Origin of the sequence: Streptomyces sp. NBC_00354, assembly GCF_036106915.1 — a bacterium.
In the GTDB taxonomy this organism is placed as follows: domain Bacteria; phylum Actinomycetota; class Actinomycetes; order Streptomycetales; family Streptomycetaceae; genus Streptomyces.
Window position 1 is genome coordinate 6,545,115 of the sequence record NZ_CP107983.1, and the last position, 12,043, is coordinate 6,557,157.

A 12,043-nucleotide genomic window follows, 5' to 3' on the forward strand; every position below is an offset into this window, starting at 1 on the left:
CATTCTGCCCCGACCGGCCCGTCAGGATTCCTCGGGGCGGCCCGCCCCCGCCTCCGCCCCCGGCCTCGGGATGATCATCAGAGGATAGGCCGGGGGAGTTCCCCCGAACTCCGGACACACCGCCCGGTGATCGCACCAGCCGCACAGCTTCGTCGGCCGCGGCCGCCACTCGCCCGTCTCCGTCGCCTCCTTGATCGCCTCCCACAGCGCCAGCAGCTTGCGCTCCACCCGCTCCAGATCCGCGATCACCGGGTCGTACGTCAGCACGTCCCCACTGCCCAGATACACCAGCTGGAGCCGCCGCGGCACCACCTGCTTCAGCCGCCACACCACCAGCGCATAGAACTTCATCTGGAACAGCGCACCCTCCGCGTACTCCGGCCGCGGCGCCTTGCCCGTCTTGTAGTCGACGATCCGCACCTCACCCGACGGAGCCACATCCACCCGGTCGATGATCCCGCGCAGCCGCAGCCCCGACTCCAGCTCCGTCTCCACGAAGAACTCCCGCTCCACCGGCTCCAGCCGCGTCGGGTCCTCCAGCGTGAACCACCGCTCGACCAGCGCCTCGGCCTCCGTCAGCCAGCGCGCCAGCCCCGCCCCCTCGTCCCCCTCCGGGAACAGCTCCACCAGCTCCGGCTTCGACTCCAGCAACCGGTCCCATTGCCCCGGAACCAGCGCCTTCGCCCGCGGCGCCGTCCGCTCCTGCGCCGGATGATCGAACAACCGCTCCAGCACCGCATGCACCAGCGTGCCCCGCGTCGCCGCAGCACTCGGCTTCTCCGGCAGCTTGTCGATCACCCGGAACCGGTACAGCAGCGGGCACTGCATGAAATCGCTCGCCCGCGAAGGGGACAGCGAAGTAGGCGCCACAGCGCTCGGCGCTGCATCGGCATCGGCTGCGCCAGGAACCGGACCGGGGCTCGTCGTCATGGACAAAACCCTACGACCCGCCACCGACAGCGCGCGCATACCATCGACGCCGAGCCCCCTCGCACTGCATGATCGGAGCATCACACCGCGCCACCACGCACCCCGCCCCGCACCGACCGTGCGCCTGAACCACACTGAAAGCACCGCCGGCCGCACCCCGCCGGACAGCACCGAACGAAGGACACCCGTGGCAGACACCGACGAAACCGGCGAGCGCGCAGCCAAGCGCCCCGGACCGGGCGGCGGCATCCTCATGGGCCGCCCCTTCGGCGTCCCCGTCTACGTCTCGCCCAGCTGGTTCCTCGTCGCCGCCCTCATCACCTGGGTCTTCGGCGACCAGCTCGACCGCGTCCTGCCCGACCTCGGCCCCGCCCGCTACCTCGTCTCCCTCTTCTTCGCCGTCGCCTTCTACGCCTCCGTCCTCGTCCACGAACTCGCCCACACCGTCGCCGCCCTCCGCTACAAACTCCCCGTGCGACGCATCCAGCTCCAGTTCTTCGGCGGAGTCTCCGAGATCGAGAAGGAATCCGAGACCCCCGGCCGCGAATTCGTCCTCGCCTTCGTCGGCCCCCTCCTCTCCCTCCTCCTCGCCGGCGCCTTCTACCTCGGCATGGAACTCGTCGACCCCGCCAGCGTCCCCGGCGTCCTCCTCGCCGGCCTGATGATCTCCAACCTGCTCGTCGCCGCCTTCAACCTGCTCCCCGGCCTCCCCCTCGACGGCGGCCGCATGCTCCGCGCCGTCATCTGGGGCATCACCGGCAAACCCATGACCGGCACCATCGCCGCCGCCTGGGTCGGCCGCGTCCTCGCCGTCGCCGTCCTCCTCGGCCTGCCGATGCTCACCCACACCGGCGTCCTCGGCCCGGGCACAGACGACATCGGCGGAATGAACACCGTCATGGACGCCCTGCTCGCCGCGATCCTCGCCGCCATCATCTGGACCGGCGCCGGAAACAGCCTGCGCATGGCCCGCCTGCGCGAACACCTCCCCGAACTCCGCGCCCGCACCCTCACCCGCCGCGCCGTCCCCGTCGAGAACACCACCCCCCTCTCCGAAGCCCTGCGCCGCGCCGTCGAAGCAGGCGCCCGCGCCATCGTCATCGTCGACGGCCACGGAGACCCCCTCTCCATCGTCCGCGAGACCGCCATCGCCTCCGTCCCCGAACACCGCCGCCCCTGGGTCGACGTCAGCACCCTCGCGCAAGAACTCACCGACGGAATGAAGGTTTCCGCGGAACTCTCCGGCGAAGAACTCCTCGACCACCTCCGCGCCACCCCCGCCACCGAATACCTCGTCGTCGAACCCGGCGGCGCGATCTACGGCGTCCTCTCCACCCTCGACGTCGAAAGGGCCTTCGTGAAGGCCATGGCGCGGCCCCAGTCCTGAAGCCAATACACTGGTCACATGTCCGAACCGACCGGTGCCGCCCGCCGACGCGGGCCCTTCGAGGTCGGGGACCAGGTTCAGCTCACCGACCCCAAGGGCCGCCACTACACGTTCACGCTCGAAGCAGGGAAGAATTTCCACACCCACAAGGGTTCCTTCCCGCACGACGAGCTGATCGGTGCTCCCGAGGGCAGTGTTGTCCGTACCACGGGGAACGTCGCGTACCTCGCGCTGCGCCCCCTGCTCCCCGACTATGTCCTGTCCATGCCCCGCGGTGCCGCCGTGGTCTACCCCAAGGACGCAGGCCAGATCCTGGCCTTCGCCGACATCTTCCCCGGCGCCCGCGTCGTGGAAGCAGGCGTCGGCTCCGGCTCCCTGAGCAGCTTCCTGCTGCGCGCCATCGGCGACCAGGGCATGCTCCACAGCTACGAGCGCCGCGCGGACTTCGCCGAGATCGCCACCGCCAACGTCGAGCGCTACTTCGGCGGCCCCCACCCCGCGTGGCAGCTGACCGTCGGCGACCTCCAGGACAACCTGTCCGACACCGACGTCGACCGCGTGATCCTCGACATGCTCGCCCCCTGGGAATGCCTGGAGGCCGTCTCCAAGGCCCTCGTCCCCGGCGGCATCCTCTGCTGCTACGTGGCCACCACCACCCAGCTGTCCAAGACCGTCGAGTCCATCCGCGAGATCGGCTGCTTCGCCGAACCGCAGCCCTGGGAATCGATGATCCGCAACTGGCACGTGGAAGGCCTCGCCGTCCGCCCGGACCACCGGATGATCGGCCACACCGGCTTCCTCGTCACCGCCCGCCGCCTCGCGGACGGCGTCGAGCCCCCGATGCGCCGCCGCCGCCCCGCCAAGGGCGCCTACGGCGAGGACTACGACGGACCCGGCAGCGACCGGTCCGCCTAGTGCTGTGACCGGAAAGGTTTGCCGGTGGCCCGCGGCGTCCGGTGCGGTGCATCGCAAGGCGGAGGGCCACGACTCGTACTGGACGTACTTGCGTGGTCCGACAACGCGGCGAGGTGCCGTGCCGGGCGCCGCGGGCCGGTGAACCTTTCCGGTCACAGCACTAGACACCGGCGACCGAGGCCACCCGGCCCCACCCAACACCAAGGCGCTGTGGCGCAGTTCCCCGAACGAACCGGGAACTGCGCCACAGCGCCTTTTCGTTGTCCTCCACACCGGCCCCAGCCGACGCGGACCCGGCCGTTCCACCCCCGTGTGAGGTGTGGCACGATGCTGGCTCCCCGTCACCGTTCGCACAGGAGACACCCCGCGTGCCGCACCGCCCCTCCGAGCTGACGCCGACACTGGAAACCCTCGCGCACAGCAGCGCCGGGCCCCTCCACTGGCTCGCCACGGCCACCGCCATGGCCGCCGTCATCGCCGCCGCGGGACTCGTCCAGCCGGACGCGGCCGCCACCGGCCACTCCACGGCCCCCGCAAACGGCCCCCAGGCCCCCCAGGCCGCCGCCCCCGACCCGGCCGGGGTCGGCTACCCCCTGGACTGCAAGGGCCTCCCCGTGGCCGTCACGGCCACCGCCCAGGGCGACCTCGACGGCGACGGCCACCCCGAAACCGTCGCCGCCGTCCGCTGCGATGCCGGCTCCGGCACCCCGCCCCACGCGATCTACGTACTCACGCAGGACAAGACCCCCGGCGCCGCACCCAGGGTCGTCGCCACCCTCCTCGAGGCCGGAAAACGACAGACCGCCACCGACCTCACCATCCGCGACGGAGTCGTCACCGCCACTCTCCTCGGCTACTCCTCACCCGAGGTACCGCGCTACAGCCCCGACGTGAAACAGCTCGCCAAGTGGCGCTGGAGCGGCGGAAAATTCCGCCAGGAGCTGACGAACTCAGACGCCAGGAGTGTTTGAACCGTCACTCCGCGTCGGGGCCGTACACCTCGACCCTGTCCGAAACCCGCCTCACGTGGATGCAGTCACCCGGGCACTCCTTCGCCGAGTCCACCACGTCCTGCAACAGCGTCAACGGAACCGGAGTGGTCGCCCCCGCGTCCACCAGCAGCTCGTCCTCCGGGCCCTTCACGTACGCCAGACCATCGATGTCCAGCTCGAACACCTCCGGCGCGTACTGGACGCAGATCCCGTCACCGGTGCAGAGGTCCTGGTCGATCCAGACCTCCAGCGGCTCGCCGGCCTGCCCGCCGCCGCCCGCGGAAGCCTCCTGCTGCACGGTCATATCTCCTGCCGTTCCCTGCGCTCAGTGATCCGTTTCCGCCACAAGCCCGCGGCAAGTCGCGCGAGCCCTGACGGGTGTTGAACGGTTCGACCTTACAACCGGCCGCTTTCCGATGTTGATGGGTGGGTATTTCCTTGGCGTGAGGGAGTACGCAAGGGTGAAGATCGGACACACCCCTACCGTCTTTGTGATCTAGGGGTTTCAATCACCACCAGCCCAGGTAGGGTCAGGAAGCGTCCAGCTCCCCTTGGAGGAGGTGAGGACCGTGGCAGCCCACGACGACGACAACAACCGCGGCATCCGGCCGGGGCGAGGGTCTGAGGACCCCGCCGGCCAGGTTGCCTATCTCGAGCAGGAAATCGCCGTCCTGCGACGTAAGCTCGCCGACTCTCCGCGACACACGAGGATTCTCGAAGAGCGGATCGTCGAGCTCCAGACAAACCTGGCCGGCGTCTCCGCACAAAACGAGCGACTGGCAAATACGCTCCGTGAGGCCCGCGACCAGATCATCGCACTCAAGGAGGAAGTCGACCGGCTCGCACAGCCGCCGGCCGGCTTCGGTGTCTTCCTTCAGGCGAACGAAGACGGCACCGTCGACATCTTCACCGGCGGCCGAAAGCTCCGCGTGAACGTCAGCCCCAGCGTCGAACCGGAAGACCTCCGGCGCGGCCAGGAGGTCATGCTCAACGAGGCCCTCAACGTGGTCGAGGCCATGGAGTTCGAACGGGCCGGGGACATCGTCACCCTCAAGGAAATCCTCGAGGACGGCGAGCGAGCCCTGGTGGTCGGGCACACCGACGAGGAAAGGGTGGTGAGGCTCGCCGAGCCGCTCCTGGACATCACCATCCGCCCCGGCGACGCCCTCCTGCTCGAACCCCGCTCCGGCTACGTCTACGAGGTCGTCCCCAAGAGCGAGGTCGAAGAACTCGTCCTCGAAGAGGTCCCCGACATCGACTACAGCAAGATCGGCGGCCTGGGCGACCAGATCGAGCTGATCCGCGACGCGGTCGAGCTCCCGTACCTCTACCCCGACCTGTTCAAAGAGCACGAACTGCGGCCCCCCAAGGGCATCCTGCTCTACGGCCCCCCCGGCTGCGGCAAGACACTCATCGCCAAGGCCGTGGCCAACTCCCTTGCCAAGAAGGTCGCCGAGGTGACCGGCCAGCCCGCCGGGAAGTCCTACTTCCTGAACATCAAGGGCCCCGAACTCCTCAACAAGTACGTCGGCGAGACCGAGCGGCACATCCGCCTCGTCTTCCAGCGTGCCCGCGAAAAGGCCAGCGAGGGCACCCCCGTCATCGTCTTCTTCGACGAGATGGAATCCCTCTTCCGCACCCGCGGATCCGGAGTCAGCTCGGACGTGGAGAACACCATCGTCCCCCAGCTGCTCGCCGAGATCGACGGCGTGGAAGGCCTGGAGAACGTCATCGTCATCGGCGCCTCCAACCGCGAGGACATGATCGACCCGGCCATCCTGCGCCCCGGCCGGCTCGACGTGAAGATCAAGATCGAGCGCCCCGACGCCGAAGCGGCCCGGGACATCTTCGCCAAGTACCTCAAGGCCTCGCTGCCGCTCCACAGCGACGACCTCTCCGAGCACTCCGGCTCGCCCGAGGTCGCCGTCCACAGCATGATCCAGACCGTCGTCGAGCAGATGTACGCCGAAACCGAGGAAAACCGCTTCCTCGAGGTCACGTACGCCAACGGCGACAAGGAAGTCCTCTACTTCAAGGACTTCAACTCCGGCGCCATGATCCAGAACATCGTGGACCGTGCGAAGAAGATGGCCATCAAGGCCTTCCTCGAGCACAACCAGAAGGGCCTTCGCGTCGCCCACCTCCTCCAGGCTTGCGTGGACGAGTTCAAGGAGAACGAAGACCTGCCCAACACCACCAACCCCGACGACTGGGCCCGGATCTCCGGAAAGAAGGGCGAGCGGATCGTCTTCATCCGCACCCTCGTCACCGGAAAGCAGGGCGCAGACACCGGACGCTCCATCGACACGGTGGCAAACACCGGTCAGTACCTCTGATCGAACAGGGCGGCTGCGGATGCCCTCACCGGGCACCCGCAGCCGACTGCTTTACCGACTGCTCTTTTCAGCCGGTGACGGGGCAAAGTCAATGACTGAAATGATCTCCCCACCAGCGCGGAGTGGTTCTAGGCTCTTCCGTACCGCCGCTCGCGCAGTGCGGGGACGGGCACCGCACACGCACCGGAGCACCAGCGGTACTTGAGCGCCGCTCCCGAACGGGAGCGCCGCCGGGCAAGGAGGGCCGCATGACCGTACGGCGAGTAATGGGAATCGAGACGGAGTACGGGATCTCCGTCCCGGGCCACCCGAACGCCAATGCCATGCTCACCTCGTCCCAGATCGTCAACGCCTACGCGGCGGCGATGCACCGGGCGCGACGCGCCCGCTGGGACTTCGAGGAGGAGAATCCGCTGCGGGACGCCCGAGGCTTCGACCTCGCCCGCGAGGCCGCCGACAACAGCCAGCTCACCGACGAGGACATCGGCCTCGCCAACGTCATCCTCACCAACGGCGCACGGCTCTACGTCGACCACGCGCACCCCGAATACAGCTCCCCGGAGATCACCAACCCGCTCGACGCCGTCCTCTGGGACAAGGCCGGCGAGCGGATCATGGCCGAGGCAGCCGTACGGGCCGCCCAGCTCCCCGGAGCCCAGCCCATCCACCTCTACAAGAACAACACCGACAACAAGGGCGCCTCCTACGGCACGCACGAGAACTACCTGATGAAGCGGGAAACCCCCTTCTCGGAGATCGTGCGCCACCTCACCCCCTTCTTCGTCTCCCGCCAGGTCGTGACCGGCGCGGGACGCGTGGGCATCGGCCAGGACGGCCGCGAGCACGGCTTCCAGATCAGCCAGCGCGCGGACTACTTCGAAGTCGAGGTCGGCCTCGAGACCACACTCAAGCGCCCCATCATCAACACCCGCGACGAGCCCCACTCGGACGCCGAGAAGTACCGCCGGCTGCACGTGATCATCGGCGACGCCAACCTCTCCGAGATCTCGACGTACCTCAAGCTCGGCACCACCGCCCTCGTCCTCTCGATGATCGAGGACTCCTTCATCAACGTCGACCTGGCCGTGGACCAGCCGGTACGCACCCTGCACCAAGTCTCCCACGACCCCGACCTGCAACACCTGATCACGCTGCGCAGCGGCCGCACCCTGACCGCCGTGCAACTCCAGATGGAGTACTTCGAGCTGGCCAGGAAGTACGTGGACGAGCGTTTCGGCTCCGACGCCGACGAGCAGACCAAGGATGTGCTGGTCCGCTGGGAGGACGTGCTCGGCCGGCTCGAGAGCGACCCGATGAGCCTGTCGGGAGAGCTCGACTGGATCGCGAAGCGCGAGATCCTCGAGGGCTACCGGAGGCGCGACGGCCTCGGCTGGGACGCCGCCCGGCTCCACCTGGTGGACCTCCAGTACGCGGACGTACGGCCCGAGAAGGGCCTGTACAACCGTCTGGTGGCCCGCGGCAAGATGAAGCGGCTGGTGGAGGAGCCGGCGGTGGAGCGCGCCCAGGGCAAGCCGCCGGAGGACACCCGGGCGTATTTCCGGGGCCGGTGCCTGGAGCAGTACGCGGACGACGTCGCCGCGGCCTCGTGGGACTCGGTGATCTTCGACCTCCCGGGCCGCGACTCCCTCCAGCGGGTCCCGACGCTGGAACCCCTGCGGGGTACCCGCAAGCACGTGAAGGAGCTCCTGGACCGCTGCCGTACGGCGGAGGACCTGGTGCGGGTGCTTTCGGGGCAGTGAGCGGGGCTGAAAGTCCTCCGGTCCGGGAATCATGAGAAAGCCCGCACGTTAATGAAAGTGCGGGGACGAATGCCGGACCCTCCTTGTAGGGTCCGACGTAGGGTCTGATCTTGAGAGATCCCGAATCCCGGGGTCTCTCGACACGAGCGTGCGAACCGAGCGGGGTGAGGTAGACATGGCGACCAAGGACACCGGCGGCGGACAGCAGAAGGCGCAGCGCTCGACCGAGGAGGTCGAGGAGGCGGCGGTCGAGGAATCGACCGACCTCAAGGAGCGCCAGGAAAAACTCTCCGACGACGTCGACTCGGTACTTGACGAGATTGACGATGTACTCGAAGAGAATGCTGAGGATTTCGTGAGGTCGTTCGTTCAGAAAGGTGGCCAGTAAGGCCATTTGACCTTCGAATCGAAGGTGGGGGGCGGGTAGTTGTCCGAGGGCGCGAAGCGGTGTTCCCGATGTAAGCAGGACAGGCCGCGGGCGGATTATGCGAGCAACCGCTCGACGTCAGACGGCTTACAGGCCTATTGCCGCACGTGCTCGGCGGAGTACTACAAGGCGCGCCAAGAGGCGAAGGGACGGACGGTGCGGGTGAAGGTGGTCGTGCCGTCCGGCCACAAGCGGTGTCCTCAGTGCGAGGAAATCAAGCCGTACTCGGAATGGGAAGCGAACAAGACCACGTCCGATGGATGGTCCAGCTATTGCCGGTCGTGTCGGGCGCAGCGCAACAGGGCGAGTTACTTCATGCGAAAGTACGGCATCACTGAGGCCGAGCGTGACGAGATGATCGCCGCTCAAGGCGGGGTCTGTCTGCTCTGCCGGGATGCTCCGGCAGAGCACGTTGATCACGATCATCAGACGGGTAAGGTCCGGGGCGTACTGTGCTTCAGCTGTAACGCAGCACTGGGGCAGTTCAAGGATCGGCCGGACGTCATACGGCGTGCAGCCGCATACGTGGAAGGAAACCTGTGGAACCCAACACTCGTAGCACAGGGCGTCTACCGGCAGCCTTCCTGACGCCGGGGTCGTCGTCCTTCATGGACTTCCTGGGCGCGCACTCGCCCGAGATGCTGCCGGGGAACCGGAAGCTGCCCGAGGGTGTCGTCGAGGCGCCGCACGGGACGACCATCGTGGCGACCACCTTCCCCGGCGGGGTCGTGCTCGCCGGTGACCGGCGGGCGACCATGGGGAACATGATCGCGCAGCGGGACATCGAGAAGGTGTTCCCGGCCGACGAGTACTCCGCGGTGGGCATCGCCGGTACGGCCGGCCTGGCCGTGGAGATGGTGAAGCTGTTCCAGCTGGAGCTGGAGCACTTCGAGAAGGTGGAGGGGGCGACCCTCTCCCTCGAGGGCAAGGCGAACCGGCTCTCCACCATGATCCGGAGCAATCTGGGCATGGCCATGCAGGGGCTGGCGGTCGTGCCGCTGTTCGCCGGCTGGGACGAGGGCAAGGAGAAGGGCCGGATCTTCTCGTACGACGTGACCGGCGGCCGCTCCGAGGAGCACGGCTTCGCCGCCACCGGTTCCGGCTCGATCTTCGCGCGCGGCTCCATGAAGAAGCTGTACCGCCCCGACCTGACGGAGGAGCAGGCCACCACCCTCGTCGTGCAGGCGCTGTACGACGCGGCCGACGACGACTCGGCGACCGGTGGGCCGGACCTGTACCGCCACATCTACCCGATCGTCACCGTCATCACGGACGAGGGATTCCGCAGGCTCAGCGACGAGGAGTCGCAGGAGCTCGCCCGTACGGTCACCAACCGTCGTCTGGAGCAGCCCGACGGCCCGCGCGCCGCCCTGCTCTGACCATCCGTCGTCCTGTAGGACCCAGAAGAAAGGGACGGACAGCCGGTGTCGACTCCGTTCTACGTCTCACCCCAGCAGGCCATGGCCGACCGGGCGGAATACGCCCGGAAGGGCATCGCCCGCGGTCGCAGCCTTGTCGTGATTCAGTACGCCGACGGCATCGTGTTCGTCGGCGAGAACCCGTCCCGTGCGCTGCACAAGTTCAGCGAGATCTACGACCGGATCGGCTTCGCGGCCGCCGGCAAGTACAACGAGTACGAGAACCTGCGGATCGGTGGTGTGCGTTACGCGGATCTGCGTGGATACACGTACGACCGTGACGATGTGACGGCCCGTGGGCTGGCCAACGTGTACGCGCAGACGCTGGGCACGATCTTCTCCTCTGCCGGTGAGAAGCCGTACGAGGTGGAGTTGGTGGTGGCCGAGGTGGGTGCGACGGCCGCGGGTGACCAGATCTACCGGCTGCCGCACGACGGTTCGATCGTGGACGAGCACGGTTCGGTCGCCGTCGGTGGCAATGCCGAGCAGATCAGTACGTATCTGGATCAGCGTCACCGGGACGGGATGACGTTGTCCGAGGCGCTGAAGCTGGCGGTGCAGGCGCTGTCGAGCCAGGCGAACGGTGCGGACAAGGCGATTCCGGCGGAGCGGCTGGAGGTTGCGGTGCTGGACCGGACGCGGGCTCAGCAGCGGAAGTTCAAGCGGATCCGGGGCCGGCAGCTTTCGCGGTTGCTGGAGGCGGATGTCACGGCGGCCGTGCAGGCGGATGCCGTGTCGAACGATGAGGCTCCCGAGGATGAGTCCGAGGAGTAGATCCGCGCGCGTTTGACGCCCCCGGCCTTGTGGCCGGGGGCGTTTTCGTGTTTTCAGGCGGGGGCGGGGCCGGTGGAGGCGCGGACGATGAGGTCGACCGGGATGTCGGGGGCGGTCCAGGGGGTGCCTTCGAGGACGGCGAGGAGGGCGGCCATGCCCTGTTCGCCGACGCGTTCGGCGGGGAGGTGGACGGTGGTGAGCTCGGGTTCGACGGCGGTGGCGAGGGCGAGGTCGTCGAAGCCGGTGACGGAGAGGTCTTCGGGGATGCGCAGGCCGAGGCGGCGGGCGGCCTTGCAGGTGCCGGCGGCCAGGATGTCGTCGTCGCAGACGATGGCGGTGGGCCGGCCCTCGGGGGCTGCCAGGGCGGCCTCCATGGCTGTACGGGCGTCGGTGACGGTGAGCGGGGCCCGTACGGTGCGCAGCTCGGCGTGGGGCTTCAGGAGGGCGGCGAGGGCTTCGGCGCGGATGTCGAAGGTCCAGGAGTCGACGGCGGAGGCGAGGTGGAGGAAGCGGCGGTGGCCGAGGGTGAGGAGGTGTTCGGTGGTCTGGCGCATGCCGTCGGCCATGGCGAGGTTGACGTGGGCGGCGGCGCGGCCGGCGGTGGGGTCGCTGTCGAGCATGACGAGGGGGAGTGTGGCGTCGGCGATGGCGTCGAGGGTGTGGGCGGCCATGGAGGAGGCGATGACTCCGTCGAGGGCGGCGCGGGCGGAGGCGAAGGGGTCGCGGGCGGGGCCGGTGCCGTCGGGGGAGGGGTAGAGGACGACGCCGAAGCCGTGTTCGGCGGCGATGCGGGCGGCGCCGGTGTAGACGCGGGCGAAGAACTCGTTGGTGAGGGCGGGGACGACGAGGAGGGCGGTGCGGGTGGAGCCGAGGCGGAGGTTGCGGGCGGCGAGGTTGGGGCGGTAGCCGAGGGTCGTGGCGGCTTCGCGGACCAGGCCGGCGGTGCGTTCGGAGACGCGGCCGCGCCATTTGTCGCCGAGGACGAGGGAGACGGTGGCCTGGGAGACCCCGGCGGCGGTGGCCACGTCCCGGCTGGTGGGTCTCGTCACACGGCGCTCCTGTAGTGCGAGGTCGGCGGGGGTGCGGCGGTTGTTCGGGTGGACC

At 68.4% G+C, this 12,043-nt stretch carries 12 protein-coding genes; 9 read left to right on the top strand and 3 right to left on the bottom strand.

Features of this window, described 5'->3' with window-relative positions; all coding sequences use genetic code 11:
* Window positions 1-21: 21 nt before the first annotated feature.
* Window positions 22-930, bottom strand: a complete 909-nt coding sequence (locus OHT74_RS30005; protein WP_266668615.1) for a RecB family exonuclease — start codon at window positions 928-930, stop codon at window positions 22-24.
* On the opposite strand from OHT74_RS30005, the gene OHT74_RS30010 reads away from it, so the two are divergent.
* The 3 genes from OHT74_RS30010 to OHT74_RS30020 all read left to right on the top strand — a co-directional run bounded on the left by OHT74_RS30010 (window position 827) and on the right by OHT74_RS30020 (window position 4,203).
* A complete protein-coding gene (locus tag OHT74_RS30010; RefSeq protein WP_328621910.1) occupies window positions 827-2,317 on the top strand; it encodes a site-2 protease family protein in 1,491 nt (496 codons plus the stop codon). The genes OHT74_RS30005 and OHT74_RS30010 overlap by 104 nt on opposite strands.
* An 18-nt stretch (window positions 2,318-2,335) precedes the next feature.
* Window positions 2,336-3,232, top strand: coding sequence for a tRNA (adenine-N1)-methyltransferase (locus OHT74_RS30015; protein ID WP_030016358.1), 897 nt, complete (start codon window positions 2,336-2,338; stop codon window positions 3,230-3,232).
* A 368-nt stretch (window positions 3,233-3,600) separates the two neighbouring features.
* Window positions 3,601-4,203 carry a hypothetical protein gene (locus OHT74_RS30020; RefSeq protein ID WP_443047594.1) on the top strand — a complete coding sequence of 201 codons (603 nt, stop codon included), beginning with the start codon at window positions 3,601-3,603 and terminating at the stop codon, window positions 4,201-4,203.
* 4 nt (window positions 4,204-4,207) lie between these two features.
* On the opposite strand, the gene OHT74_RS30025 is transcribed toward OHT74_RS30020, so the two are convergent.
* A complete protein-coding gene (locus tag OHT74_RS30025) occupies window positions 4,208-4,528 on the bottom strand; it encodes a ferredoxin (RefSeq protein ID WP_266668616.1) in 321 nt (106 codons plus the stop codon).
* 265 nt (window positions 4,529-4,793) lie between these two features.
* Here OHT74_RS30025 and arc point away from each other — a divergent pair, with 265 nt between their 5' ends.
* The 6 genes from arc (at window position 4,794) to prcA (ending at window position 10,939) form a co-directional block, all read left to right on the top strand.
* Window positions 4,794-6,560, top strand: a complete 1,767-nt coding sequence (gene arc / locus OHT74_RS30030) for a proteasome ATPase (protein ID WP_266630809.1) — start codon at window positions 4,794-4,796, stop codon at window positions 6,558-6,560.
* Between the two features lie 248 nt (window positions 6,561-6,808).
* Entirely contained in the window at window positions 6,809-8,320 is a 1,512-nt protein-coding gene (dop, locus tag OHT74_RS30035) for a depupylase/deamidase Dop (RefSeq protein ID WP_030294331.1), read from the top strand.
* A gap of 175 nt (window positions 8,321-8,495) precedes the next feature.
* Window positions 8,496-8,708, top strand: coding sequence for a ubiquitin-like protein Pup (locus OHT74_RS30040; RefSeq protein WP_133898495.1), 213 nt, complete (start codon window positions 8,496-8,498; stop codon window positions 8,706-8,708).
* Window positions 8,709-9,062: 354 nt separating this feature from the next.
* Window positions 9,063-9,335: an endonuclease VII domain-containing protein gene (locus OHT74_RS30045; RefSeq protein ID WP_328623426.1), complete on the top strand. Its 273-nt coding sequence runs from the start codon at window positions 9,063-9,065 to the stop codon at window positions 9,333-9,335.
* Complete coding sequence (prcB, locus tag OHT74_RS30050) at window positions 9,287-10,126, top strand: proteasome subunit beta (RefSeq protein WP_266668621.1); 840 nt, start codon at window positions 9,287-9,289, stop codon at window positions 10,124-10,126. The genes OHT74_RS30045 and prcB overlap by 49 nt, the downstream gene beginning before the upstream one ends.
* Window positions 10,127-10,171: 45 nt before the next feature.
* Window positions 10,172-10,939 (top strand): proteasome subunit alpha, encoded by a 768-nt coding sequence (gene prcA / locus OHT74_RS30055; protein ID WP_266668623.1) that lies wholly within the window; start codon window positions 10,172-10,174, stop codon window positions 10,937-10,939.
* A gap of 53 nt (window positions 10,940-10,992) precedes the next feature.
* Here the strand turns inward: prcA and OHT74_RS30060 are convergent, their stop codons facing one another.
* The gene (locus OHT74_RS30060; RefSeq protein ID WP_328621911.1) at window positions 10,993-11,988 is read right to left on the bottom strand and encodes a LacI family DNA-binding transcriptional regulator; all 996 of its coding nucleotides are present in this window, start codon (window positions 11,986-11,988) and stop codon (window positions 10,993-10,995) included.
* Window positions 11,989-12,043 lie beyond the last annotated feature (55 nt).

What these genes read in the sequence shown, in the direction of transcription:
- OHT74_RS30010 (WP_328621910.1), top strand. Translation starts at nt 827, where the DNA reads ATGAAATCGCTCGCCCGCGAAGGGGACAGCGAAGTAGGCGCCACAGCG.
- OHT74_RS30005 (WP_266668615.1), bottom strand. Translation starts at nt 930, where the DNA reads ATGACGACGAGCCCCGGTCCGGTTCCTGGCGCAGCCGATGCCGATGCA.
- OHT74_RS30015 (WP_030016358.1), top strand. Translation starts at nt 2,336, where the DNA reads ATGTCCGAACCGACCGGTGCCGCCCGCCGACGCGGGCCCTTCGAGGTC.
- OHT74_RS30025 (WP_266668616.1), bottom strand. Translation starts at nt 4,528, where the DNA reads ATGACCGTGCAGCAGGAGGCTTCCGCGGGCGGCGGCGGGCAGGCCGGC.
- dop (WP_030294331.1), top strand. Translation starts at nt 6,809, where the DNA reads ATGACCGTACGGCGAGTAATGGGAATCGAGACGGAGTACGGGATCTCC.
- OHT74_RS30040 (WP_133898495.1), top strand. Translation starts at nt 8,496, where the DNA reads ATGGCGACCAAGGACACCGGCGGCGGACAGCAGAAGGCGCAGCGCTCG.
- OHT74_RS30045 (WP_328623426.1), top strand. Translation starts at nt 9,063, where the DNA reads ATGCGAAAGTACGGCATCACTGAGGCCGAGCGTGACGAGATGATCGCC.